The 23,957-nt window shown below is 39.9% G+C and carries 27 protein-coding genes; 9 read left to right on the plus strand and 18 right to left on the minus strand.

Going from position 1 to position 23,957, the window contains the following annotated elements; all coding sequences use genetic code 11:
• Positions 1-11: 11 nt before the first annotated feature.
• A complete protein-coding gene (locus QMA12_RS16210; RefSeq protein ID WP_087532442.1) occupies positions 12-1,352 on the minus strand; it encodes a sigma-54 dependent transcriptional regulator in 1,341 nt (446 codons plus the stop codon).
• Positions 1,353-1,508: 156 nt separating this feature from the next.
• On the opposite strand from QMA12_RS16210, the gene QMA12_RS16215 reads away from it, so the two are divergent.
• Entirely contained in the window at positions 1,509-2,021 is a 513-nt protein-coding gene (locus QMA12_RS16215) for an NUDIX hydrolase (RefSeq protein ID WP_087532443.1), read from the plus strand.
• Here QMA12_RS16215 and QMA12_RS16220 read toward each other — a convergent pair.
• Genes QMA12_RS16220 through QMA12_RS16230 form a run of 3 tightly spaced genes read right to left on the minus strand, consistent with a single transcriptional unit; the run spans position 2,008 to position 4,156 of the window.
• Positions 2,008-2,514 (minus strand): YgjV family protein, encoded by a 507-nt coding sequence (locus QMA12_RS16220; protein ID WP_290210664.1) that lies wholly within the window; start codon positions 2,512-2,514, stop codon positions 2,008-2,010. The two genes, QMA12_RS16215 and QMA12_RS16220, sit on opposite strands and share 14 nt — an antisense overlap.
• Positions 2,515-2,562: 48 nt before the next feature.
• Positions 2,563-3,129: a Crp/Fnr family transcriptional regulator gene (locus tag QMA12_RS16225; RefSeq protein ID WP_290210665.1), complete on the minus strand. Its 567-nt coding sequence runs from the start codon at positions 3,127-3,129 to the stop codon at positions 2,563-2,565.
• Positions 3,122-4,156 carry a nitronate monooxygenase gene (locus tag QMA12_RS16230; protein ID WP_290210666.1) on the minus strand — a complete coding sequence of 345 codons (1,035 nt, stop codon included), beginning with the start codon at positions 4,154-4,156 and terminating at the stop codon, positions 3,122-3,124. The genes QMA12_RS16225 and QMA12_RS16230 overlap by 8 nt, the downstream gene beginning before the upstream one ends.
• Before the next feature lie 195 nt (positions 4,157-4,351).
• On the opposite strand from QMA12_RS16230, the gene QMA12_RS16235 reads away from it, so the two are divergent.
• Entirely contained in the window at positions 4,352-5,728 is a 1,377-nt protein-coding gene (locus QMA12_RS16235) for an NAD-dependent succinate-semialdehyde dehydrogenase (protein WP_290210667.1), read from the plus strand.
• Between the two features lie 42 nt (positions 5,729-5,770).
• On the opposite strand, the gene QMA12_RS16240 is transcribed toward QMA12_RS16235, so the two are convergent.
• Positions 5,771-6,862 carry an endonuclease/exonuclease/phosphatase family protein gene (locus tag QMA12_RS16240; protein ID WP_087532448.1) on the minus strand — a complete coding sequence of 364 codons (1,092 nt, stop codon included), beginning with the start codon at positions 6,860-6,862 and terminating at the stop codon, positions 5,771-5,773.
• 93 nt (positions 6,863-6,955) lie between these two features.
• A complete protein-coding gene (locus QMA12_RS16245; protein ID WP_290210668.1) occupies positions 6,956-7,357 on the minus strand; it encodes a hypothetical protein in 402 nt (133 codons plus the stop codon).
• Positions 7,358-7,545: 188 nt separating this feature from the next.
• On the opposite strand from QMA12_RS16245, the gene QMA12_RS16250 reads away from it, so the two are divergent.
• From QMA12_RS16250 to QMA12_RS16265, 4 genes are all read left to right on the plus strand, one after another.
• Positions 7,546-8,196 (plus strand): hypothetical protein, encoded by a 651-nt coding sequence (locus QMA12_RS16250; protein ID WP_290210669.1) that lies wholly within the window; start codon positions 7,546-7,548, stop codon positions 8,194-8,196.
• Between the two features lie 205 nt (positions 8,197-8,401).
• Positions 8,402-9,256 (plus strand): ATP-binding cassette domain-containing protein, encoded by an 855-nt coding sequence (locus QMA12_RS16255; RefSeq protein WP_290210670.1) that lies wholly within the window; start codon positions 8,402-8,404, stop codon positions 9,254-9,256.
• The gene (locus QMA12_RS16260; protein WP_290210693.1) at positions 9,250-9,984 is read left to right on the plus strand and encodes an ATP-binding cassette domain-containing protein; all 735 of its coding nucleotides are present in this window, start codon (positions 9,250-9,252) and stop codon (positions 9,982-9,984) included. The genes QMA12_RS16255 and QMA12_RS16260 overlap by 7 nt, the downstream gene beginning before the upstream one ends.
• Positions 9,985-10,049: 65 nt before the next feature.
• On the plus strand, positions 10,050-12,101 hold the full coding sequence (locus QMA12_RS16265; RefSeq protein ID WP_290210671.1) for a TonB-dependent receptor: 2,052 nt from the start codon (positions 10,050-10,052) through the stop codon (positions 12,099-12,101).
• A 48-nt stretch (positions 12,102-12,149) separates the two neighbouring features.
• On the opposite strand, the gene QMA12_RS16270 is transcribed toward QMA12_RS16265, so the two are convergent.
• The 5 genes from QMA12_RS16270 to QMA12_RS16290 all read right to left on the minus strand — a co-directional run bounded on the left by QMA12_RS16270 (position 12,150) and on the right by QMA12_RS16290 (position 15,863).
• Positions 12,150-12,587, minus strand: a complete 438-nt coding sequence (locus tag QMA12_RS16270) for a hypothetical protein (RefSeq protein WP_087532453.1) — start codon at positions 12,585-12,587, stop codon at positions 12,150-12,152.
• On the minus strand, positions 12,560-12,772 hold the full coding sequence (locus QMA12_RS16275; protein WP_087532454.1) for a hypothetical protein: 213 nt from the start codon (positions 12,770-12,772) through the stop codon (positions 12,560-12,562). Before QMA12_RS16275 ends, QMA12_RS16270 begins: the two co-directional genes overlap by 28 nt.
• A 131-nt stretch (positions 12,773-12,903) precedes the next feature.
• Complete coding sequence (locus QMA12_RS16280; protein WP_290210672.1) at positions 12,904-13,530, minus strand: hypothetical protein; 627 nt, start codon at positions 13,528-13,530, stop codon at positions 12,904-12,906.
• Positions 13,520-14,101, minus strand: a complete 582-nt coding sequence (locus QMA12_RS16285; RefSeq protein ID WP_087532456.1) for a sigma-70 family RNA polymerase sigma factor — start codon at positions 14,099-14,101, stop codon at positions 13,520-13,522. Before QMA12_RS16285 ends, QMA12_RS16280 begins: the two co-directional genes overlap by 11 nt.
• Before the next feature lie 37 nt (positions 14,102-14,138).
• On the minus strand, positions 14,139-15,863 hold the full coding sequence (locus tag QMA12_RS16290; protein WP_290210673.1) for a VWA domain-containing protein: 1,725 nt from the start codon (positions 15,861-15,863) through the stop codon (positions 14,139-14,141).
• Between the two features lie 205 nt (positions 15,864-16,068).
• Here QMA12_RS16290 and QMA12_RS16295 point away from each other — a divergent pair, with 205 nt between their 5' ends.
• The gene (locus tag QMA12_RS16295) at positions 16,069-17,265 is read left to right on the plus strand and encodes an MFS transporter (RefSeq protein ID WP_290210674.1); all 1,197 of its coding nucleotides are present in this window, start codon (positions 16,069-16,071) and stop codon (positions 17,263-17,265) included.
• Here QMA12_RS16295 and QMA12_RS16300 read toward each other — a convergent pair.
• The 5 genes from QMA12_RS16300 to QMA12_RS16320 form a co-directional block, all read right to left on the minus strand.
• Positions 17,243-17,470: a hypothetical protein gene (locus QMA12_RS16300; protein WP_087532458.1), complete on the minus strand. Its 228-nt coding sequence runs from the start codon at positions 17,468-17,470 to the stop codon at positions 17,243-17,245. The two genes, QMA12_RS16295 and QMA12_RS16300, sit on opposite strands and share 23 nt — an antisense overlap.
• 59 nt (positions 17,471-17,529) lie before the next feature.
• The gene (locus tag QMA12_RS16305) at positions 17,530-17,946 is read right to left on the minus strand and encodes a GFA family protein (RefSeq protein ID WP_290210675.1); all 417 of its coding nucleotides are present in this window, start codon (positions 17,944-17,946) and stop codon (positions 17,530-17,532) included.
• A gap of 104 nt (positions 17,947-18,050) precedes the next feature.
• Positions 18,051-18,302 carry a TIGR03643 family protein gene (locus QMA12_RS16310; RefSeq protein WP_290210676.1) on the minus strand — a complete coding sequence of 84 codons (252 nt, stop codon included), beginning with the start codon at positions 18,300-18,302 and terminating at the stop codon, positions 18,051-18,053.
• A 96-nt stretch (positions 18,303-18,398) separates the two neighbouring features.
• Positions 18,399-18,782 carry a VOC family protein gene (locus QMA12_RS16315; protein WP_290210677.1) on the minus strand — a complete coding sequence of 128 codons (384 nt, stop codon included), beginning with the start codon at positions 18,780-18,782 and terminating at the stop codon, positions 18,399-18,401.
• Positions 18,783-18,865: 83 nt separating this feature from the next.
• Positions 18,866-19,861, minus strand: coding sequence for a fatty acid desaturase (locus QMA12_RS16320; protein WP_290210678.1), 996 nt, complete (start codon positions 19,859-19,861; stop codon positions 18,866-18,868).
• 177 nt (positions 19,862-20,038) lie between these two features.
• Between QMA12_RS16320 and QMA12_RS16325 the strand changes: the two genes are divergently transcribed.
• Both QMA12_RS16325 and QMA12_RS16330 read left to right on the plus strand, forming a co-directional pair.
• Positions 20,039-20,239 (plus strand): hypothetical protein, encoded by a 201-nt coding sequence (locus QMA12_RS16325; RefSeq protein WP_290210679.1) that lies wholly within the window; start codon positions 20,039-20,041, stop codon positions 20,237-20,239.
• A gap of 249 nt (positions 20,240-20,488) precedes the next feature.
• Positions 20,489-23,170 carry a hybrid sensor histidine kinase/response regulator gene (locus tag QMA12_RS16330; protein ID WP_087532464.1) on the plus strand — a complete coding sequence of 894 codons (2,682 nt, stop codon included), beginning with the start codon at positions 20,489-20,491 and terminating at the stop codon, positions 23,168-23,170.
• Here QMA12_RS16330 and rimI read toward each other — a convergent pair.
• Together rimI and QMA12_RS16340 are read right to left on the minus strand one after the other, a co-directional pair.
• Positions 23,159-23,620, minus strand: coding sequence for a ribosomal protein S18-alanine N-acetyltransferase (gene rimI / locus QMA12_RS16335; protein ID WP_290210680.1), 462 nt, complete (start codon positions 23,618-23,620; stop codon positions 23,159-23,161). The genes QMA12_RS16330 and rimI overlap by 12 nt on opposite strands.
• Positions 23,607-23,945, minus strand: a complete 339-nt coding sequence (locus QMA12_RS16340; protein WP_290210681.1) for a hypothetical protein — start codon at positions 23,943-23,945, stop codon at positions 23,607-23,609. The genes rimI and QMA12_RS16340 overlap by 14 nt, the downstream gene beginning before the upstream one ends.
• Positions 23,946-23,957: the final 12 nt, after the last annotated feature.

Raw genomic sequence — 23,957 nt, forward strand, 5'->3', positions numbered from 1 at the left:
CCCAGATTTTATTAACTATATTCACCAATGCCACCATAGGCATTTAAACGGTTATACAAGGTTTTTGTACTGATCCCGAGCATTTGTGCAGCTAGCGTTTTATTGCCTTGCACTTTATCTAACGTGGCATGGATCAATTCTTTCTCAACTTCTTCAATCGTTTGACCCGCACTGACTTGGTTAGTTTGAGTTTGCTTATTAACCCGAGAAAAAGGAGACTCTAAATTTTGCGGTAAAGTAATATTTTTTCCTTTAGGGTCGCTCATAATAAATGCTCGGTGAATTGCATGACGAAGCTCACGTACATTTCCTGGCCAATCGTAGCTTTCTAGCTCTTTCAATTGGTTTGCTTGCCATTTAAAATCGGTTCCATTCTCTTCGTTAAGCTGCTCTAAAAATGCTTTGGCTAACAGCGGAATATCTTCTTTGCGATCACGTAATGCAGGTATATCAATAGGGAAAACGGCTAAACGGAAATATATATCCTCACGAATAATGTTATTTTGGGCTAAATCGGTCAAAGAACGATTTGTTGCAGATATTACCCTACAGTCGACCGGTAACTCTTTATTACCACCCACGCGGGTTACTTTTTTGCTCTCTAACACGCGTAATAAATTAGGTTGCATGTCGATAGGCATTTCAGTTACTTCATCTAAAAATAAAGTCCCTGTGGCTGCTTGCTCAAACACACCTTCTTTACGGGCAATAGCGCCTGTAAAAGCACCTTTTTCATGGCCGAATAATTCACTGCCAATTAATTCTTTTGATAAGGCACCGCAGTTAGTCGCGACCAATGGTCCTTGGCACTGGCTCGCATTATGAATCGCTTGCGCCACGACCTCTTTACCCGCACCACTTTCACCCATTAGCATCACGTTTGCGTTGGTATTCGCGACGCGTTCAATCATGGTGTAAAGTTGCTGCATTACAGCTGACTCGCCAATTAATGTACCAAAATGCTTATCAATACTTGGTTTTAACTTTTTCTTTTCAGTGTTTTTCTTAGGGTTTAAAACACGTTCAATGTCTTCACGTTGTAATGGTTTAACTAAGTGACCGACATTAGGTGCACACATTTCAGCTAATTTGCCTTTTACTGATGGGTGCCCTGAAATTAACGTGATTTTAGGCGTTCGCCCAATACTTTCTAAATGCTCAACTAAATGCAAACCACTGCCATCAGGCAGCATAAAATCTAAAAACACATGATCAAAAGTATTATTCACAAACCACTCTTGAGCTTCTGCCAGATTAGCTGCAGTGTCTATATTGTGGCCTAAGAATTCGACGATATGACATACAACATCACTAAACTCGCTGTCATCATCGACTAAAAGAATGTTTAACATGATAAATCCCTATGCTTTTTATTATCGACCAGCCTAACATATTAAATACATGCTTATTCTATGAAATCGATTATTAACTCAAGATTTACGAAAGCTAAGTTAATTTAGATCATTTTTACGGTATAATTTTATAAATTTATTTTTGCTTATAAAGATATGCGCCTTCTCAAAACCTATATTCATCCTAGTATTAACGCCGATAATCAGAGTCAATTTACACGCATTACAAGCCGTGCTATCGCTTTGAAAGGCGACAAAATTTTACTTATGTATACACAGCGCTATGAAGACTACAGCCTACCTGGCGGTGGGGTTGATAAAGGTGAAAGCATTGAACAAGGTTTACTTCGTGAACTGCAAGAAGAAACCGGTGCGCAAAATATAAAAGTTACGGGTGAGTTTGGCCTTTATGAAGAATACCGCCCTTGGTATAAAGGTGACTTTGCCGTCATTCACATCAAGTCATACTGCTATTTTTGTGATATTGATGAACAGCTAGGCCAAGCACAGTTAGAGCATTACGAACAGCAAAATGGTATGCAAGCCAAATGGGTAAACATACATGATGCCATTGCTCATAATGAACGCACAATAGCCAATAGTGACAAACAAGGACTATCTATCATTAGGGAAACTTACCTGCTAAAAGAAATAGCTAAGCAGCTTTAGTAAGGAATGGTTTATCACGATAAAATCGATATAAACCAACTATATTACTGGTTAAAAATAAGCATTCCATTACTACGGCTATCGGCGATACGACCATTATATTGTGCGCAATCCACATGCTCGTACCTACGAGCATCATGGAACGTAGTTTAAGATCATGGGATTGAAATGACGCCACAGTTTGAATAAGTGTAGCGGCTAAAGCAATTCCACTTAACCAACTATGCCACGTTAACGAAACCGCAGTTACACTTAATAAAATAAAACACAACATCATCAAAAGTCGTCTTGCAAAAACACAATATAAGTACCGTGCGGCTGCAATGAGCATTAGCCAACCAGCACTTTGTTGCCCCAATAAAAAAAAGTGCCAAGCAGTCAATAAAACCGAGCAAAACAAACACAGTAAAATTAATCGCCTAGATTTAAATTGAAATGACGCTAAATCTAGCAGCGTAGCAACACTGACCAAACATTGTGATAGTAAAAACATACTGACTCCTGAAAAACAGCAGTCTAATTTACTGAATCAAGTGTTGCCTTAACTTAAGTTAAGACGTTTACGAATTCGCGATAAAGAAATAGGTGAAACACCGATATACATAGCTACTTCAGTTAGGGTTAGCTGCGCCAGCCAATGTGGCTTTTGTGCCAACAAATAACGATAACGCTGCTCTGGTGTATTTAATAGCAAAAATGCTTCTTTCGCTTCTTTAAATAATAATTGCTGTGATACCAATTGCAGCTTTAGCTCATACCAGTCTGGTTGTGCAATTTTAGTTAATGGCACAGCAATAAGCCGCGCAGACTTTATCACTTTAATTTGATATAGCGCAGGCGTTTTAGTGAGCCAGTTACCAAATAGCAGTACAAATTCATCTTTAAAATAGAACTCCTTGCACTTTTTTTCGCCGCTATCTGAGTTATGAAATGCAGCTAACACCCCATCCAAGACTAAATAGCCAAACTGCTGTTTTTGACCTTGCTGAAGTAAAACCTCACCTCGTTCAAATGTGGTCACCGCAAACTGCTTGTTACACTGTGCAAGGATAGCCTTTGCCAAGGTGGCATAACTATCGCCTAACTGAAATTTAGATAAATCATGCATCGATTGCCATTAACTCCTTAGTAATGTCTTCTGCGCTAACTGCATCTCTTGTAATGTATTTTTGCCCGCACCATAACGGCGAAAAGTCACTTGCCCCTAGCGCTTCAGAGCGTGTTCGTAATGCTCCTGATGCAATACTCGCAAATGGAAATGCTGGGGCTTGAGGGGGTAAAGCGCCCAGTTCACGCATAATACGGTTTTCAATTCCCCTAGCCGCTCGTCCAGAAAAAATAGTCGTGAGCGCGGTACTATTTACATTTTGATTTAAAATAGCCTGCCTATGCAGCGCTGAAGTTGTCGCCTCTTGGCATAATAAATACGCACTTCCCACTTGTACTGCACAAGCACCCAGATCAAGCATTTGCTTAACATCTTCCGCAGTTGCAATGCCGCCTGCGGCGATGACTGGTATATTCAACTCACCAATACATTGCTCAACGAGTAGCGCCGTTGATTGTTGCAAGTTTAAATCCATTGATAAAAAGTGACCTCTATGGCCGCCCGCCTCAAGGCCTTGGGCAATAACTGCATCAGCACCGTTAGCTTCAAGCCATTTAGCCTCATCCACAGTAGTTGCACTGGAAATAACCTGACCACCCCAGTTTTTAATTTTTTCTACAATGTCAGTCGTTGGTAGACCAAAATGAAAACTTACCACTGGCGGCTTAAATGGCGCAATAAGCTCAACTATCTCGTTATTAATTGGCTGGCGTGTTGCCGTCATACCCAAGCTAGATTCGTCGATTCCTAGCTCTGTAAAATAAGGGGCGAGTAGTGTATGCCATTGGCGCTTTTGTTGTTGAGTATAAGATGTTGGTTTATGGCAAAAAAAATTTAAGTTGTAAGGTTTACCTGTGGCCTGGGATAGTTTTGTAATTTCACCTAGTAGCTGCTCTTTTGACAACATGGCGCAAGGTAATGAACCTAAACCACCACTATTACAAACTGCCGCAGCTAAGCGATAGTTTTGTACACCCGCCATTGGCGCTTGAATAAGTGATAACTCAGTATTAAAAAGTTTTTGCATGTGAGAATCCTTGTAAGTTTTTCATCCATTTGCATTAATTACTTGCACTAACCTAAAACCACAACAAAATTAAAGCTATTTATTTTATAAAAAATCAATGCACAGCAATATGTTAAAACCTAATTTATTGCCTGGCCAAGAGTTGGTGTTAGCCTTGCAAACTCCTTACTTATTATTATTTGTAAGGAGATAAAGATGACAAGCACAGTAACGACAATCAACCCTGCGACAGAGCAAGCTATCGAAGACTATACCTTGCTTGACTTAGAACAGGCAAAAAATGAGATAGATAAAAGCCATGAGGCTTTTTTACAGTGGCGCCACGTTTCATTAACTGAGCGAGCAAAACACTTAAACCAACTTGCTCATGTTTTTGAACAACAAAAAAAATCCCTTGCCACTTTAATGACCCAAGAGATGGGCAAACTGTATGAGCAAGGTCTGCAAGAAGTAGAGTTGTGTGCAGCAATATGCCGTTACAGTGCCGAACATGGGCAGACACAACTCGCTGATGAAGAGCGTCCAATGCAAAATGGTCGGGCACTCATTAGTTATCAGCCTACGGGTGTATTACTGGGTATTCAACCTTGGAATTTCCCGCTTTATCAAGTTATTCGTTATGCCGTGACCAATGTAATGGCAGGCAACACTGCTGTACTCAAACATGCCGGCAATGTATTTGGTATGGCTGAAAAAATAGAAGCAATGTTTATTGAAGCTGGCTTCCCAAGTCATGTGTTTAAAAACTTACTTATTGACGGTAAAACCGCTAGCGAGCTTATCAGCCATAAGGCAATTCGCGGTGTAACATTTACAGGTAGCGATGGCACAGGTAAAAAAGTTGCTGAAGCAGCAGGTAAGCATGTGAAAAAAACAGTACTTGAACTAGGTAGTAATGATGCTTACTTAGTACTCGATGATGCAGATTTAGAACTTGCGATTGAAACATGTGTGCAAGGTCGTATGATTAATAACGGTCAAACGTGTGTATCGGCAAAACGTTTTGTTGTGGTCGACTCGCTATATGATGACTTTAAAGCTGGCATTGCTGAGCAGTTTAAAGGCTTACAACTTGGCGATCCAATGGATGAAAGCACTGACCTAGGCCCAATGGCTCGAGAAGATTTAAGAGACAGAATACATCAGCAAGTTCAAGAGTCTGTTGGTGCTGGCGCTAACATAGTCCTTGGTGGCGAAATCCCAGATAAAACTGGTTTTTATTATCCTGCGACACTGCTTGAAAACTTATCACCAGGCATGCCTGCTTATGATGATGAATTATTTGGCCCGGTGGCTTCATTGATAAAAGCAAAAGACAATGAAGATGTGATGCGCATAGCGAATGACTCTCGCTATGGCTTAGGTGGCGGCATTTTTTCAAAAGATGAAAAGAAAGCCATAGAGCTTGCCAAAAAACACTTTGATACAGGCATGATAAATATCAATGGGTATGGCTTAGCGCAACCAAACTTACCTTTTGGTGGTGTAAAAGACAGTGGCTACGGCCGTGAGCACGGTGGCTTTGGTATTCGTGAATTTGTGAATATCAAAACAATTATGATCAACAGCTAATTTTATATTTATTCTAGAAACCTTTTAAAAATCTAAGGGCCTTTATTGGCCCTTTTTATTTTTGAAGGTAGGCACTTGATGTTTATCTACTTCCTCCATTTTTAGCTTTTCAGCAACCTCTAATGTATTTTCATCTTTATCTAACTGCGACTCTTGATCAGCATTTTGATACACCAACTCGGTTAATAGCGCAAAATGATCTGATCCATATTTAGCTAAGCGCTTAATACGCTTTACGGTAAAGCCAGTACTGTGAAACAAATGATCCAGTGGCCAACGCATAAAGAAGTAATCGGCATGAAAAGTATTAAAAAAGCCCCTTCCTTTGCGCGGATCTAAAAAGCCACTAAGTTTCATAAATAATTGTGTCGTGCGCGACCATGCAACATCATTTAAATCACCTGCAACAATCACTGGTCTCATGGGCTCTTTAACAGCTTTAGCCACCATAATTAGCTCACTATCACGCGTGCGAGACGTTTCCTTTTCCGTGGGACTTGGCGGCTCAGGGTGAATAAAGTGACCTTGTATGATTAGGCCATCTGCATTTTCAAAGAGAATATGAATCGACGGAATATCTGGCGACACTAATTCACACACTTTATGTTGAATGATCTTATATTTACTAAAAATATGCATGCCATAGCGATTGTCTTTTGGGCATGCAATTCGATAAGGGTAATCATCGTGCAGCTCAGCTAATTGCTCTTGCCACCAGCTATCACTTTCTAAGGTAACGAGTAAGTCAGGTTTATGCTGTTTAACCAAAGCTATTAAATCTTCACTATTGTGGTTAGACATCAAAACATTGGCACTCATTATTCGCACACTATGAGCTACGTCCTCATCACTACTTTTAACTTCTTTGTTAGCAAGCCAAGTATATGGGAAAATCCACCACCCTTGCATCACTATAACGAGCGAGCTTACCCCGACGACAATAAAAAAAGTAGTTGGCATTTCTTTATAAATTATTGCAGTAATACAAGCGCACACAAGGCTAATGACAGCCCCGAAAAATACCTGTAACCGAATAAAGTCTGCGCCTCTCACAGCAAAGTGTTGACTATATGAAAGCGGTAAAATACTCGCGATAAACAATATAACCGTAATGCCAGCTAATAATATGAACACACATCAATCCTTGTAGTTTTATAAATTAAAAACAAACGCTTTTAGCATAGCAACTACAGATGAATCAGCAATGAAATCTTTTGACTGAAAGTATTAACGCATTATTATTGCGAGTATTTTACGGCTATCGTGCATTAGGTGATAGATTCGTCTGTCTATTTCAAGCACCACAACACCATTGCGTTTATCGTGCTTTAACACCCTGCCACGGCGGTACATTTCCTTGTTTAACTTATCACCTTTACGATACTTCTTCGGCTTTGCCGCTGGAGTGCGGTGAGAGTACGTTACTTTTTTGTATAGCCCTGAAGGTAACTTATAAAAGACACCGTTAGACTTACCATGTTTTTTCGCTTTTTTAAGCTTTCTGTGTTGGTGCTTCTTATCGAATTTATGTTCATACCTATCTCTGTCATGTTTATTACTTGCTTTACTTTCAAGAGGTAGCAATACCAACCCTAATACCATCACGCAAAATACTATTGTTCTTTTCATAATTTTAATCTCTGTGTTTTACTTTCTTTTAAGCTTAGCGAGTTAAGCTGAATAAAAAATTAACTCAAATGTAAAGAATGTAAAGAATGTAAGCATAATGGGAATAGTGAACACTCACATATTAAGTTACTTGGCACTTTTCAGTGATTTTAGGGTCATATAAAATCATCTTATAAGGAACGTTCATTGTGGCAAAATGGTGTTGGCCTCTGATAATTTCAGTGATTATCCATGTGATCATCTTCACGGTATTAATAAACCGTAAAACAGCCACTATGCCTAGTGCCCAAAAGGCAGCAATGAAAGTCTATGTAGTCAGCATGCCCAATCAAGTAGAACCTGCTTCCAAACTGGCTGAAACCACAGTAAAAAAACAAAGCAGTCCGGCTATTGCAGCCTCAATATCAGCAAATAAACAACCTTTAAAAAATAAAGTAAAAATTAAGGCTACCGCTCCCAAACAAAAAACAATAAATACTGCTAAAGAGTTCAAAAAAATAGACCTCAATAAAGGTTTAAAAAACATCAAAATGCAGTATCAAGATTCGTACTCATCATCACATTTGACATCATTAAACCCAAAAGCTCCCGACAGAATCAGCGTTCCTGAAGATCACGTGAAGCCTGGGCAACCTATTTTAAAGATTGAGCAACAAAACATGCAATTCACCACGTATCGTATTGGTGATAAATGCTTTAAAAAGGTATTTATTGGCGGTGGCTCAATGCCTCAAAATGATTTGCCCGATAGTTACATCACGGGCAGTAAAGATTGCCCTAAAACTAAAATAACCCAAGCATATGATATCGCCATGGACAAATGGCTAAATAAAAAGTAAGTGACAAACACTTTGAGGTTCGTTTAAAATAGCAGCACTTACCTAATGGAGTTTGCGCATTAATGAATAACTAACACCTGCTGAAATTCGTTTTATTTATTTGAATTTACAGGGTTAGTGAGCGCAAAATTCGTCATAGTTCTAGCTATCAGATTACCTAATTTACTACTTTTGCGCGCCATGCCCTGCTGACTCCAGAGGCATTATGCATACTTTACACGTTCATAATTTAAGCTATCAGCACCCTGATGGTTATGTACAATTTAAACATCTTAACTTTTCAATTCACGAAAAGCTCACCGCGATTATCGGCGCTAATGGCAGCGGAAAATCAATATTGGTGAGTATATTAGCAAACCAACAACAACCTAGTACGGGACATGTTGAGTTTAGCGGCAAGCGGTTAGTGGTGACGCAACAGCAGTTAAGTGATCGCAACTTGCAAGGCTCTTCAAATACCATTGCCCAATTGTTAGGAATCGATCAAAAGTTGGCGGCCATTGCACGTATAACCTTAGGGAGTATTGCTGAGGCTGATTTTGCTCTGGTAGGCGACGATTGGCTATGTGAGCAAAACTATCAACAACAGCTGTTAACCTTGGGTATTGAAGCACCACTGACTACTCCAACAAGTCATTTGAGCCCAGGCCAACAACGGTGTTTAACACTTTATTGTACCCTACAAGCACAGCCTGACTTACTGATTTTAGATGAGCCAAGCAACCATTTAGACCAAACAGCAAAACAATGGTTAATAACACAATTACATGCGTTTAAAGGGCTAGTCGTTATTGTTAGCCATGATCGTCAATTGCTAAATCATTGCAGTGCTATCATTGAGCTGAACAGCCTTGGCATTCATTACGAAACTGGTAACTATCAGCATTTTTGCCAGCAAAAATTACTGCAACAAACCGCGCTTACGAAACAAATAAATCACTTAGCAAAAGAGCAAAAAAACATCAACAGCAAACTCAAGTTAACCATGAAAAAGCACAGCAACGAGCTGCACAAGGCAATAAGCACCGTCGCAGTGCCAGCCAACCTAAAGTCATGCTAGATTTTAACAAAAACAGTGCGCAAGCAAGTAAAGGCGCAAATGAGCGTTTAGCTTCAGCAAAGCTTGATGCGTTAGCCAAAAAACAACAACTGCTAAAACAGCAGCTACCAGACAGTATTGAACGAAAGTTAAAGTTCACCCAATCCACCAGCAATAAACGCTTACTGTTTATTGATAAACTTGGCCTACCTTGTGGTTGTAGTAAAAACCCTGTGACTTTACAAATTAACAGTGGCGATAAATTACATATTGCAGGACCAAATGGCTCGGGGAAATCAACGCTACTGGGAATGATAAGCGAATCTACAAAGTCACCTACAGCAACGGCAATTCAACTTAACAGCAAGGTGCTTTATATTGACCAGCACTGCTCGCTGCTAGCAACGAATCATAGCCTAAAAGAAGCCGTTGAACATTACTGCCCTGAACTTGACTCACAGCAAATACGATACTCATTAGCTGCTATTAGCTTTAAAGGCGACAATATTCACCGTGAAGTACAACGATTAAGCGGCGGAGAAAAAATGCAATTAGCCATGCTTATTGCCGGGCATAATGCAGGGCAATACTTATTACTACTGGACGAACCCGATAATCACTTAGACCTCAATAACAAGCAATTATTGGCACAAAATTTAGCGCATTTTTCTGGCAGCTTTATATTAGTCAGCCACGATGAGGAATTTATCAAGCAAAGCAAAATTACTGATACATTCATCTTATCGTAATTGCTAGTTACTACTTTAGTTGTTATTTTAGATTTGAGTTAACAACTAAATTTATAAGGAAAACAATGCGTTTATTTATTGTCACCACTGCCTTACTTGCCTCACCTATAAGTATTGCTAGCGAGAAAAACAATATTGAACGCATAACCACCACAGCCTCGCGGGCTGAAGTAAGTGCAGATCCACTCCCTTTAGTGATCAGCAGTATTACCCAAGCCCAGCTGGATTTAATCGCCCCAACCCATATTGAACAAGTTTTAAAGAAAATTGCGGGAGCCAATGTTCAACACGGTAATGGCCAAGAATATTTACCCGCACTGCGATCTCCAGTACTTTCGGGCGCGGGTGCGTGCGGCGGTATTTTAACCGCAGAAGATGGTATACCACTGCGCGCTGCAGGTTTTTGTAATATCAACGAGCTATTTGAAGCCCACACAGAGATGGCCGAGCGCGTTGAAGTGTTAAAAGGCCCAGGCTCTGCACTTTATGGCTCAAATGCCGTACATGGGGTTATTAATGTTATCACCCCAGATACCACCTATGATGAGCACTTGCTCGGTCTTGATTTAGGCTCGTACGGCTATAGCCGATTTAAATTGCGCAGCGGGAAAGACTTGGACAATCAAGGAATTGGTATTAATGCCAGTGTCACTCATGATACGGGTTATCGTGATGATGAAAGCGTCGACCAAGAAAAACTAAACCTACGTCATCGTTATACCAACGACGAACTCTCAATTACAACAGGGCTAAGCTATACCAACCTTGATCAAAAAACCGCAGGGTTTATCGAAGGCTTTGAAAGCTATAAAGATGATGAAATAGCCCAACAAAACTTTGACCCCGATGCCTTTAGAGAGGCGAGTTCATTTAGGTTATGGTCTAAAGCCCAGTGGCAAACCGAGCAAGATATGCTGACTATAACGCCCTATGTTCGCAACCAAAGTATGACCTTTTTTAAACACTTTTTACCCGGCACACCACTTGAAGAAAACAGCCAAAGTGGTGTTGGTATACAATCTCTTTGGCAACATGCTTACTCAAACACTTTTACCTTAAATCTAGGTCTAGACAGCGAATACACCCGTGCTGACTTTTTGCAATACCAAGACCAGCCAACACAAGGTTCTGACTTTTTAATCGCCACAGTGCCGCAAGGTAAGCATTATGATTACAATGTTACCAGCATCCTACTAGCTCCTTTTGTTAGTCTAGATTGGCAATGGCAAGCGCTTAGTGTCAGTCTTGGCGCTCGGTTTGAGCGACTCAATTACGACTACACCAATAATATGTTGGCAGGCCGTACTGACGAAAATGGCAATGAATGTGGGTTTGGCGGCTGTCGTTATTCGCGCCCACCAAGTAGCGAAAATACCTTTACCAACACCTCACCAAAGCTTGGCCTTAGTTATCAATTAACGGCCAATAATTACCTATATGCAAACTTATCCAAAGGTTACCGTGCACCGCAAGCAGCCGAGTTATACCAATTGCAACGCGATCAGCAAGTGGCAGATCTTGAATCTGAAACTGCCGATAATTTAGAGTTTGGCTTTAAAGGTCAATACCAACAACTACACTATGTGTTCTCAGCATACGCGATGAACAAAGAAAACGTCATCTTTCGTGACAGCGACTTTTTTACAGTCAATGACGGGCAAACGCAGCACCGTGGTATTGAACTTGAGCTTGATTATCAGCTAACGGATACATTACAGCTTGCCCTTGCAGCAAGCCATGCCAAACATACTTATAGCTATGACCAAACCTTGTCAGGTATAAATATTAACAGTAACGAGATAGACACCGCACCGCGTAACGTGGCAAATTTACAGGCAAACTGGCAGATAACTAATAACACGCTTGTTGCTTTAGAATGGCATCACGTTAGTGACTATTTTACCGACCCAGAAAATCAACATAACTATGCTGGCCATAACTTATTAAACCTACGCGCAACATGGCAAGCAACTGAGCAATTAAAACTAACCGCTCGAATCAACAACCTAATGGATACTGCATATGCAGAGCGTGCCGATTACACCAGTTTTACTGGCGACCGATACTTTCCTGGGGATCCTAGAAATATAATGATCTCAGCCAGCTTTAATTGGTAACTACAGTAAAAAACGACCACGCTTTAAGGCTAGAAGCGATACGAAAACCTAAGACCGAAGTATTTCTAAGCAATCATAGCGCTGCTTAAATATCTCAGCAAACAGCACTGGATTATATTTTATACCTACAGTGCTATCATCACTGTAATGCAAAACACATACTGGGTTTAATAAATACCACTTTGCGCACATTCCCATATACAGGGTTACTTGCGCCTCTTCGTACACGGTTACATGGCCTCGGTAATAATGACTTTTTAATTCACCAATAACGATTCTAAGCTTCAGTGGATTAAAAAATATAGCATCAGGCGCGCCTACCATTTCGTTTTTCTTTAACAAAATTGGTTTTTTATTATGAAAGTTACCCCCTAGATAAATACAATACAGAGGCACTCTAAATAATCGCTTAACCTTATAACCTTTAAGTGTTATTAACAGTAAAACAATCGAAGCAACTAGTAAAAACTGTAAAATAAATTGCATAACCCTAAAAAACCTATGATGAGTAATAAACGAATGATGGTTGATGACTGACTTTTATCATCGAGTAAATCATAATTTATTTTTACATTTTTAGTCTCTTTTAAAACTCCTTTGTGTTTGATAAACCGATCTTTGTTACTGTAATAATGTGCCAAGCTTGATACTGTCAGTGATAATCTTTCCATAGTTTCCTATTCCTAAGATTGCAATACATCAATATTGTATAAATAATTATATTGATTGTTCATAAAAATGAAATAGCAATTCTAATATTATGATAAATAATAAAAATCTAAATTGGTTTAAATTACTCTTCCTAATCTCCACTATCCTGCTGCAACTTTTTATATTCATCAGTTAAATGCGCTTTTAATTCAGGGTGCTCTGTTAAAAGCATTTTTAGCTGTGCTTTTGCTACTTTTGTTTTACCCTCAATCATAAGTTGATCAATAACTTTAAAATCATTAGCAACGCTTTTGGTGATCGCTGCAAGTTTTAAAAACTCACTGTCAGTATCCATACTTTGCAGCTTTAATTGAGGTGCAGCCATCTGCGATGCACTACGCTTTAGTGTGTGTTTTAACTTAACCTCAGCGTGCTCGCTCGCTTGTGTTTCCATCACTTCAAATACCGCCTCAGGTGCAACTTGAGACTGTTGATCATTTAAAATTTGTGGTTTATTTATAAGCTCTGAAGGTTGATGATACTGTTCGGTATTTTGCACATATAAAACGGCGACTAATACCAGTGATGCCGCAGTCGATAATTGCCCATGCCAGGTTTGATAAAAGCGCTTAGGTTTATTGATTGGAGTTACTTTATTAGCTGTAACGTCATCTGCTGCGCGTTTTAGTATTTGCTCATCAAGTTGTGAACTTGGCTGCTCCGTTGCACCCCGTTTATAAAGTGAAGCAATATCATGACGGGTTAACTTATCGCTCATTGCTAGTCTCCAATTTATACTTGATACAATGCTTTAGCTTGGCTACAGCGTAACGGATGCGGCTTTTGATATTTTCAGTTGTTTCTACCACTAATTCGGCAATTTCTTTGAGGGTAAAGTCAGCTTCGTGTTTGAGTAAAAATGCTTCTTTTTGCTCACGAGGTAATTGCGCTAAACACTCCTTTAGCTGCTTAGCTTGCTGGGCCTGATCAAGTTTTTCAGTATCTGATTTACTGTTATGATCAGCAAATTCGGCAGTTTCAAGATCTTGATTATCGGCGTCTAACCATTTACTTTGCGTACCAGTGCGGCGGTAATAATCAATCAATTCATTATGCGCAATACGATACAACCAGGTAGTAAATTTGGCGCTCACTTGATACTGCGAGCGCGCTTTTATTAGCTTATTCCATACTTCTTGATAAAGCTCTTCAGCCACTTGCGGGTTAGCGCATTGGCGTAAAAAATAACGATATAAGCTATTTTTATGGCGCAGGTACAGCTGGGTAAAAGCCTTTACATCGCCTTGTCCATAACTCAACATTAATTGCTCATCAACTAGCTCTGTCATAATGTCCTTTACTTAAATCACCGTTCCGCCACTTAAATCACAATGCCGCAGCATTATTAACGAGTTGCACAAACTCACTGCGATAACTAAATGTGTCTATGCCTTTGTTAGCGGTTGCCAATTTAGCGCAATCTTCATACTGCCAGTCCCTCGTATATTTTGCACCTTTTAATAACTGCGCAAACCCAGCAACTGCAGCGGCAAATTTAAAGTCAGAACTGGCCTGCGATAACGGCTGTATTTTATCGCTACTAATTGCTTGAGTAAGCAACTCACTTTGCTCTGTGTCAGGCTGTTTGTAGCGCACTTTTACAAAGGCAAGTTCATTGCTGGCAAGCGGTTTTTTATCTTGATTAGATTGATAACGCAGCTCATCGATTTGTTTATGCTCGGAGTTTGCTAGCGTAATCTCATACAGCGCCGTCACTGTGTGGCCCGCACCAAGCTCTGCGGCATCAACCTTATCATTATTAAAGTCTTCACTGGCAAGCATGCGGTTTTGATACCCAATTAAACGATATTCTGCGACCTGCTGAGGGTTAAACTCCACCTGAATTTTTACATCTTTGGCAATAATTTGCATGCTACTACTAAGCTCATCAACCAGCACTTTACGTGCTTCGTTAATGTTATCAATATAGGCATGTTGACCGTTGCTAATATTAGCGAGTTGCTCCATTAAGCCATCATTATAATTACCTTGGCCAAAACCAAGCGTGGTCAAAGCAACGCCCGTTTTACGTTTTGCTGCCACCAACTCTTTGAGTTTATCAACCGATTGCATCCCAACATTAAAATCGCCGTCAGTGGCTAAAATCACCCGATTGATACCACCTTTTTTAAAGTTTTGCTGTGCTATTTGATAAGCCAGCTCAATGCCTTGCTCGCCATTTGTTGAACCACCCGCAGCCAGTTTATCTAACGCAGCACTGATAACGTGTTGATCATTGCCTTTAGTTGCTGGTAACACCACGCCTGCGGCACCAGCATACACAACAATAGCAACGGAATCATTTTCATCTAATTGTTTAGTTAACATGGTCAAGCTGGTTTTTAATAAAGGGAGTTTATTTGGCGCATTCATAGAGCCAGATACATCCAGTAAAAACACTAAATTCGCCGCTTTTAAATCTGCTTTTTCAATTTCAAATCCTTTAATGCCAATTTTTACTAATTGCCGATGCTCATTCCAAGGCGCCGTTGCCACCTCAGTATGCACCTTAAAGGGTAAGTTAATAGTCTCGGGCGCACTGTAGTCATAATCAAAATAGTTTATAAAGGCTTCTTCGCGCAGGGCATCGCTTGGCGGTAGCTTACCCATATTCAACATCCTACGGGTATTACTGTAACTGCCAGTGTCAACATCAATCGAGAAAGTCGATACAGGCTCAGTGGCTGTTTGCTTAACAGGATTCTGCTGGGATTTTAAATAGTTTTCACGATCTTGCTCTGACACAAATATGACATCATCAACTGGGTTCGGTGGCAAAACTGGGCGCTGCATAGCAACACTTGCATGCATCATCCCTTGCGGCATTGCTGCATAGCTTATAACATTTTGCTTCTGCCTTTTTTGCACTTTTTGCACTGATTTTTGTTCATCGCTTAATATAGCTTGCGCCGCGCTATTTACTTGGTTTTCTTGCTTCTCAACAGCGTTTTTTGAGCGCTGTTCGCAGCCTGTTAAACTCATTATTACCGCGAGACTCAGCATAGTCAAAGGTAAGTTAATCTGCTGGGTATTACTAATCTTGTTATTCATAAAGTCACCTTATTATCCATCAATAAGGCTATAAACGGATGACTTGAAAAAGTGGGGTTAATTATTTTTAAAGGCGCTAGTTTTTATTTAAATTGTTAAGAATAAGTTATTAAAAATTAAAGGCTAATGAGTAGTCAATTTAATATCAACGCTATTACCCTTCGGGTATAATTAAATCACTTTCCATCAATTTGGTGATTTAGTTTTGTATTCTCCCCCAACTAAGCGGACTGCTTTTTCTTCTATTATTCTCATTCTCGGCGTTTTCTTTATTGCTGTTAATTTACGTGCACCAGTGACTGGTATCGCTCCTGTACTCGAGGAGATTATTGCCTCTTTTAGCTTGTCTCCTTCTCAGGCTGGAATGTTGACTACCTTACCTTTAATAGCTTTTGCATTAGCTTCACCGCTGGCTAATTTACTTGCTAAAAAGCTCGGGCTTGAAGTCGCCCTTTTTATTGCCCTAATACTTATTGGTGCGGGGCTGGCTTCTCGACCCATCACCAGCGTGCCTTTGTTGTATTTAGGCACCGCTGTTATTGGTGTGGGTATCGCTATTGGTAACGTCCTACTTCCGAGCTTAATAAAGCGCGACTTCCCGCATAAAATCGCTGTGATGACCTCTGCCTATGTATTGGCGATGGCTATTTTTGGCGGTGCTTACTCTGCTATCGTACTACCACTCAGTGAGTGGCATAATTTGGGCTGGCAGCTAGCACTTGCAAGTTATGGTTTATTTACTTTACTCAGTATTACTCTTTGGTTGCCACAACTTAAATACCACACAATGCCAGTGAAAGAGTTAACCCCACCTCCCGCACAAGCTAATGTATGGAAACAATCTCTCGCATGGCAAATTACTCTGCTATTGGGGCTTAATTCATTTTTCACTTATATTATGGTCGCATGGCTACCCAGTATTTTAATTGAAGGTGGCGTATCGCCCGTTAAAGCAGGCGCTATGCAAGGGGCATTTCAGGCGGCCTCAGCAATCCCTGGCATTGTATTGATCCCGTTATTAGCGAGATTAAAAGACCAACGAGTTTTAACCAGCTCACTTGCCCTAATTGGCGCACTGTGTTCATTTGGTTTGCTATTTATGCCTGAGTTAGCTTTGTTTTGGTCAATTACCTTAGGCTTTTGCTCAGGTGCCTGTTTTATTTTAGGTTTGTCGTTTGTGAGCTTACGCACACATAACAGCCGTCAAGCAGCATCGCTTTCAGCCATGGCACAATGTATTGGTTATTTAATTGCAGCAACAGGGCCAATGCTAGCAGGTGCATTGCATGCTTACTTTAATAGCTGGGCATCTACTTTGTGGTTATGTGCCATAGCAAGTTTAGGTTGTGCGCTATTCGGCTATCTAGGTGGTCGCAATATTACTTTAAAAGAAGGTGCTTAAGCCAACTTAGTAAAGTCTGCTTTTTGGGTTGCTGAACATGTTGCTTAGCAGCCCACCTCTTTCTAGCCTCTTCTCTTTCCTCAAGGCGTGCTTGCGCTAAATTTGCTTTAGCAGCAAAACGTAAACGTTGTTCTGCGCTCAACTCATTATCGAATGTAAATTGTGACTTCTTAACCGCCCGGTTTGATTTTACTGAACTACACATTAGCTGCCTCCCAAAATATCTCTTTTAAGTAGACAGCGAAACGACTAGTTTTCTTTCAATTATTTATTTGGTGGGACTGTTTCAAAACCCTTAATTGCATTTAGCTCTTTCAACCAAGAGGGACTCGAACGACACCATATTTGCGCATTAGGAATTAGCTGTTCACGCTGCTCAACTGCGCCCATACGTAGGCCATACACTTTATTCCCTTCACCTACTGAAGTTGCATATAACGACGTACCACAGTTGCCACAAAAACCCTGTGCACGTTTATTGCCGCTCTGTGCAGTTTTTATATATTCTTTAGGTGCAGCTGCGGTAAAAGTTACTCCGTTAGGCTTCGACATCACTACCGTACGAAAAGGCGCACTAGCCATGACTTGGCAATCTGTACAATGACAGTTTATAACTTTAGTTTCATCTACCTCTGCCGTGTAAGTGACTTCTCCACAATGACAACACCCGGTGATCTGCATAATAATCCTTAAAATAATTTATTTTTTAATGTTTAAAACTCTACGTTAAAAATTGCCAAAAACACAGTAATACTGAGTTTTTGCAACGAATAAATTAGGCCGGATTAACGATTTTTATATTGCGTCTTACAGTGACTTCGCCCAACGGCGGGATCACGTAATTTAAGATGCTTAGTTACTCGACCAACATGGCGTTTGCGCCAAACTTTAAATGAGCCTACAGATACATTACTTCGCATAAAATTAACTAGCTGAGAGTAGTTTAAACCATAAAGGTGTTCAATGGCCTCAAAAGGAGTACGGTCTTCCCATGCCATTTCAATAATTCTTGATGTATCACCACTATTAAATTGCATAATTCACCCAAAATATTGCTATACGTAATGGTTGTTTATTTAGGTCATTAGGGTCTGTTTATCTTTCAAGGTTAAATCCGCAAAGGTCAACAGACCCTAAACATCAAAGTTTATATTTACTCGCCATGGCGGGTTTAAGCGGTTATCTCCCGCCCAATACAACTTAATTTGATTTCCTGATGGGTCTGTTAGTTTAGCTTCATGCCATAAATAGCGCAGTTCAATAATCTCAGTATCAAATTCAATACCTTTGGCTTTTAGTGATTCAACCCACCGTTTTAAATCATCGCTTTCAAAATATATAACGGCACCATTAGTAAACTCATCATCTGTAAGTAGCAATGAAAACGTAGCTTTATTTGCACATTCGAAACGTGAATAGTGAGGACTTTTAACAATTTGTGTAAAGCCTAAAGTAAGATAAAAGTGATTGGCTTTTTCGATATCACAGACAGGTAAAGTGATTTGATTAAGGTTCATAGTCGCTACCTAAATATTAAGTTAGATAACGACTCTAAAACCTTAACCAAACTTGAGGTCAATTAATAATTATTACATAGGTATTAAGAAGCTTGATAGCGGTTTGCCTGTTTGATACTAGCAAAATCATTAAAGCGAACTCCGTGCTTTTTCATTACCTCAAGTGCTTTTTTACTGATCATCTGGCGCAAATAAAATGGCTGGTTCGGCACAAAGTGATGAATTGTATGGGTATGGCCAAAGTTAAAGCAAAACAAATTAAACGGCGCAAATAAGCGGCTGGTTATTACATGGGTTTGCTCCAGCATATTGTTCACGCCACCGTAGTAATGCATTGATGAAGTCACAAAATTTAGCGAGCTTGAGCGCACAATATTGGGCACAATTAACACCACCATTAAAAACTCAAACACCGTCATCACATCTAATAGTAAAACCGGTGAGTTAGCTTCAAGCGGCATAAATAAATTAACTAAATGAAATACAATAACGCTGTATAAAACGGCAAAATACGCAGTAGTTACTGGGAACCCAGCATTAAATACTTTAAAAAAGCTAAAGTCTTTAATTTCTTTGCTAAAACGCTTTGTGTTAATGAGTAAACCAAGCAAGCCATCAACAATTACTAATGCGCGTAAAAAAGGATTTTTAATGCCGTTGCCGACTAAACGCTCTTCAAGGTCTTGTTCGGTGCCCGAGGTTTTATGATGATGTAAATGCATCTTGCGGCGATACCATGGGCTAATAGTGTTTGGTCGCATCAACCACACGGTGAGCATCATAAAGTTATGTAAAAAAGGCTGATTACTAAAATATTGTTTATGAATAAGATCGTGTTCTAATTCATGGGAAATTGACGCAGCAATGGCCGCTAAAATAATACACAACCAACCGGGAATAATAGCAAAGTAATAAAGCGTACCAACGCCAATTAACGCTGCGAGAGAAAGTAAAAGAATCGCCATTCCTAAGGTATTTTGATGGGCTAACAGCGGGTGTTTTTGGCGAAGCCTTGCTTCTTCCGCTTTAATCGTCTTCACAATAGCTTGAATATTTTCTTTGGCACTTAACGTGTTCATAAATAGCAACTGATAATCAAAGTTGCGCAGATCATACCCGAATAATTAAAAAGCTGCTATAGCGAGAGAAACGAGCAAATAGATGCAAAGACAGGGGCACTCAATGGTCGTGCAAATGGCAGTATCCAAGAAGGTACACAACATGCGCCACAATTTACATCGAGTGCAACAGGCCATATGCATGCAACAGGTTATAATGATGTCACGAAAGTCGGTGCTTTGACAGGCCAAGCTATTGTGTCTTTCCCACCGCCTGCAATTGGTAGCTATCAGTCACCTTTTACGGCAAGTTTTGCAGTAGATAATAATTGGAGTGATAAAGGCAGTTTTTCTGTTGGTGATAACACCTATCAGTGCCATGTAAGCCTAATCGACTAACCAATCCTATTATAGATTAGTATCGGTACTGCCTTCCCCTAGTACCGATAACCTCCATTAACAGCCTCTATATCTAAAACCTTCAAGCAGGAAGTTATTTGCGTTAGTTTTCGTTAACGGTTAAAACTAACAAGTGACAAAAGTGACTTCTAGTGGTCTCTATGTGTATTATAGTAAAAAATTCATTAACTCGAATTTGCAAATAACCATAATAATTATGAATAGATTGCAAAGGATCCTGCCTACAAAATGAAAACTAGTAAGCTAAGTATCAGATTATTATGGTATATCACTCCTTTAGTGATTTTACCGCTATTATTTTTAGGTGGTTTTACGCTTACCAATGTAACAAGCTCTACACAAAAACAAGCTGAATTAATTGTTAGTCGCTTTGTAGAGCAACAACAACAAAAAGTATTTAATTACATTGACTCATTTCACTCTACTACCAAGCTTTTATCCACCTCGCCGGTATTAAGTGATTTTTTAGCAGACGATCTTCGTGATAGTGGAAATTATACTCGTCGACTTGGTGCTTTAATGGATGTATTTGCCAGTTACTCCGAAGCTTACCCAGATATTATTAGTGTCAACTTAGTCTCTCCAAGCGGCAGAAGCAATGCTTACTACTCGAGTAACTTAAACACGGCGCCTACTCAATACCCTTTCTTTTCTCGCGTATTGCAAAGTAATTTACGTCAGCAACAATTCATGGTGCAAAAGAGTGACGGCACCACCAGCCTTTACTTTATACAACGAATTTATAGCGCTGATTATTATTTAAAGCGCCCGCAGCAGCTTGGCTTTATTATATTGCATGTTGAGCCATCAATTTTAAACACCAGTATTTTAGAATCACCCTATAACAATACACTGAACCTCTTGTTAACCGAAGACGGTAAGATCTTATTTAGCTCAGATTACGATAAACGAGGCCAATACATTAGTGAGTATGAGCTCAAACAAATTCACAACTTGGCTGATTTAGGCAAACTTTCAACCATTGAGCTATCCAGCATAGACAAGATTGAACGGATGATTTACGCCATTCAAATGAGCGGCGGCTATTATTATGTTTCAACTATTCCTAAAGCCTTGTTATATCAATCAGGTAAAGCAATAAGTTTAATTACCGCCCTGATAGTTATCATTTCTGTGATCACCCTGCCGATGCTGATTTTTATTGTTGTGCGTAACTTATTATTGAACCCAATTGAACTTTTAGGTGCTGCAAGTCATCGCGTTGGCGATGGTGATTTATCGGTATATTTACCTGCCCATAATAATGATGAAGTTGGCGTTTTATTTAATGACTTTAATCACATGGTGAACCAAATACGGCACTACCAAGATGAATTAGAGGAATATAAGCATCACCTTGAAGATAAAGTAGAAAGTCGGACAAAAGCTCTCGAAACCATGAATAGCCAGCTAGAGTCAGCTATTGCACAAGCTGAACAAGCAAATCAGTTAAAAAGCCGCTTTTTAGCGAATATGAGCCATGAAATTCGCACTCCGCTCACTGCTATCATGGGCTTTACCGAGCAGTTAATACACAATAAAAAAGCAGCGAGTGATGAGCTACACTTAACCACTATTTTGCGTAACTCCAAGCACTTATTAGAACTTATTAATAATATTTTAGATTTATCAAAAATTGAAGCCGAAAAGTTAGCCATTGAAAAGGAACCTCTTGATATAGTACAACTAGTGCATGATATTGATTCGATCATTCGCCCTTTATCACAAGAAAAAAATCTAAAATGCGATATTAACTTTCATTTACCGTTACCAAAAATAATCAACTCAGATGCGACTCGGTTAAAACAAATTCTCATTAATATTGCCAGTAATGCCGTTAAATTTACTGAGCGAGGTTTACTCTCGTTAGATATAACCTTTGATACTGAATCGCAGCTCATGGAGTTTGCTATCCAAGATAGCGGCATTGGCATGTCTGAGCACGAAATTGAACGAGTCTTCAAACCATTTGAACAAGCCGATACAACAACCACTCGACGTTTTGGCGGTACTGGGCTGGGGCTATGTATTTCAAAAAACCTAGCGCAATTACTTGGCGGTGATGTATACGTAAAAAGTGCCCCCGGTGAAGGTAGCTGCTTTAGGGTAAAAATAGCCTCTAATTTAGAGACTGAGAACAATGAACCCACTCTGATGCTTACCGAGTTAAGTCAGTTAACCCCAGTAAAAGACGAGCAACTTTCATTTGCAGCCAATAGTTTTGATGCCAATATCTTAGTTGCTGAAGATAACCCTGATAACCAAGTACTAATTACGTTACTACTCCAAACATGGGGCCTTGAACCTGATATTGCCAATAACGGGGCTGAAGCAGTAGAAATGGCTTTAGTGAACGATTATCAGGTCATTATCATGGACATGCAAATGCCGGTTATGGGTGGCTTAGAGGCAACACAAATGCTTCGCCATGCTGCCTACGATGGCCCTATCATTGCACTTACTGCCAATGTTATGAAACATGATGTAGATACATACCTTAATGCAGGGTGTAACGAGGCTTTAGCTAAACCCATTGATAAAGATGCCCTTGAAAACGTTTTAGTGAGATATCTTCATATAGAAAAAGACAGCCAAAACAAATGGGATACATTACTTAATAGTGAAAAATTCCAGCAAATAAATGAAAACTATCGCTCCAAGTTACCTGAACACTTAGCGCAAGTTAATGAGTTATACCATACCGGCGAATGGGAAGAGTTAAGAGCACTGGCACACAATTTAAAAGGCAGTGCAGGATGCTTTGGTTTTACCAATATTCATCAAGCAGCAGGGGCGCTTGAAGATAATTTACGCGGCCGAACAAACGATAAAAACCGTCGAGATTACTTAGCCTTGAGTTTGATTGAAGCAATAAAATACACCCAAAGCCAAGAGCCATTACCCAAATAATAAAGTCATGCCCATCAAAATGGCGTCTTCAAAGCCGTTTTTATTAGGGCAGTCACTGGGGTAGTAATTCTTGCGCACTGACATTTCGCTAAAGCCAGCAAGCTCATACAGCTTAATTGCACGTACGTTGGTTTCACGTACTTCTAAAAAGAGGTTTTCTGCATTATGTTGTTCACCAAAAGCAATAAACTGAGCGAGTAACTGCTTTGCGATACCTTGCCCCTGAAAATCTGGCGCAACGCAAATATCCATTAATGTAAAATCAGGACCTGCTTTTTCACCAATATAAAACCCCACCATGCGCTCATCGTCAAATGCAGCTAAATTAAAATACCGTCCTGCCAAACAAGATTGCATGGTGTTAACTGTCCATGGGTGGCTGTGGCAGGCGCTCTCAATGCCCATTAACGCGTCAATTGAAGACTCAGTAACAGCTTTAAAGGTTATCACGTGTTTTACTCATCAGCGCCCACAGTGCGCGTTTATGTTCAGTTTTAAGTTGCGCTGAGGGTAAGCTCAACGTGTCGTTATGCCAGCTTACAGCATCAGCTTGAATCACATGATTAATTGTATGTGGCGCAACGGCTCGGTTTAGATCGGCTAACAACACAGCATTAAGTTCAAGTATGTGACTTTGCGACTCTATAATAGGCTTTTTTTCGGCTGACGGTTCTAGATGAATATCCGCGCTATCATATTGAGCAGTATCACTGCGAAAGTGCTGGTTTAGTTCGAGGTTTTCTATACCAAAAATAGCTGCGTGACGTGGATGCATAACAACTCAGTA

The organism is Pseudoalteromonas sp. APC 3893, from assembly GCF_030408095.1.
In the GTDB taxonomy this organism is placed as follows: domain Bacteria; phylum Pseudomonadota; class Gammaproteobacteria; order Enterobacterales; family Alteromonadaceae; genus Pseudoalteromonas.

Excerpts from the sequence above, each read along its gene's own strand:
- QMA12_RS16235 (WP_290210667.1), top strand. The coding sequence starts at position 4,352 with ATGACAAGCACAGTAACGACAATCAACCCTGCGACAGAGCAAGCTATC.
- QMA12_RS16280 (WP_290210672.1), bottom strand. The coding sequence starts at position 13,530 with ATGAGCGATAAGTTAACCCGTCATGATATTGCTTCACTTTATAAACGG.
- QMA12_RS16305 (WP_290210675.1), bottom strand. The coding sequence starts at position 17,946 with ATGCAGATCACCGGGTGTTGTCATTGTGGAGAAGTCACTTACACGGCA.
- QMA12_RS16230 (WP_290210666.1), bottom strand. The coding sequence starts at position 4,156 with ATGCAAAAACTTTTTAATACTGAGTTATCACTTATTCAAGCGCCAATG.
- QMA12_RS16285 (WP_087532456.1), bottom strand. The coding sequence starts at position 14,101 with ATGACAGAGCTAGTTGATGAGCAATTAATGTTGAGTTATGGACAAGGC.
- QMA12_RS16310 (WP_290210676.1), bottom strand. The coding sequence starts at position 18,302 with ATGCAATTTAATAGTGGTGATACATCAAGAATTATTGAAATGGCATGG.
- QMA12_RS16275 (WP_087532454.1), bottom strand. The coding sequence starts at position 12,772 with ATGGAAAGATTATCACTGACAGTATCAAGCTTGGCACATTATTACAGT.
- QMA12_RS16300 (WP_087532458.1), bottom strand. The coding sequence starts at position 17,470 with ATGTGTAGTTCAGTAAAATCAAACCGGGCGGTTAAGAAGTCACAATTT.
- QMA12_RS16245 (WP_290210668.1), bottom strand. The coding sequence starts at position 7,357 with ATGAAAAGAACAATAGTATTTTGCGTGATGGTATTAGGGTTGGTATTG.
- QMA12_RS16315 (WP_290210677.1), bottom strand. The coding sequence starts at position 18,782 with ATGAACCTTAATCAAATCACTTTACCTGTCTGTGATATCGAAAAAGCC.
- QMA12_RS16270 (WP_087532453.1), bottom strand. The coding sequence starts at position 12,587 with ATGCAATTTATTTTACAGTTTTTACTAGTTGCTTCGATTGTTTTACTG.
- QMA12_RS16265 (WP_290210671.1), top strand. The coding sequence starts at position 10,050 with ATGCGTTTATTTATTGTCACCACTGCCTTACTTGCCTCACCTATAAGT.
- QMA12_RS16330 (WP_087532464.1), top strand. The coding sequence starts at position 20,489 with ATGAAAACTAGTAAGCTAAGTATCAGATTATTATGGTATATCACTCCT.
- QMA12_RS16215 (WP_087532443.1), top strand. The coding sequence starts at position 1,509 with ATGCGCCTTCTCAAAACCTATATTCATCCTAGTATTAACGCCGATAAT.
- QMA12_RS16220 (WP_290210664.1), bottom strand. The coding sequence starts at position 2,514 with ATGTTTTTACTATCACAATGTTTGGTCAGTGTTGCTACGCTGCTAGAT.
- QMA12_RS16255 (WP_290210670.1), top strand. The coding sequence starts at position 8,402 with ATGCATACTTTACACGTTCATAATTTAAGCTATCAGCACCCTGATGGT.
- QMA12_RS16260 (WP_290210693.1), top strand. The coding sequence starts at position 9,250 with ATGCTAGATTTTAACAAAAACAGTGCGCAAGCAAGTAAAGGCGCAAAT.
- QMA12_RS16290 (WP_290210673.1), bottom strand. The coding sequence starts at position 15,863 with ATGAATAACAAGATTAGTAATACCCAGCAGATTAACTTACCTTTGACT.
- QMA12_RS16210 (WP_087532442.1), bottom strand. The coding sequence starts at position 1,352 with ATGTTAAACATTCTTTTAGTCGATGATGACAGCGAGTTTAGTGATGTT.
- QMA12_RS16320 (WP_290210678.1), bottom strand. The coding sequence starts at position 19,861 with ATGAACACGTTAAGTGCCAAAGAAAATATTCAAGCTATTGTGAAGACG.
- QMA12_RS16325 (WP_290210679.1), top strand. The coding sequence starts at position 20,039 with ATGCATGCAACAGGTTATAATGATGTCACGAAAGTCGGTGCTTTGACA.
- QMA12_RS16225 (WP_290210665.1), bottom strand. The coding sequence starts at position 3,129 with ATGCATGATTTATCTAAATTTCAGTTAGGCGATAGTTATGCCACCTTG.
- QMA12_RS16340 (WP_290210681.1), bottom strand. The coding sequence starts at position 23,945 with ATGCATCCACGTCACGCAGCTATTTTTGGTATAGAAAACCTCGAACTA.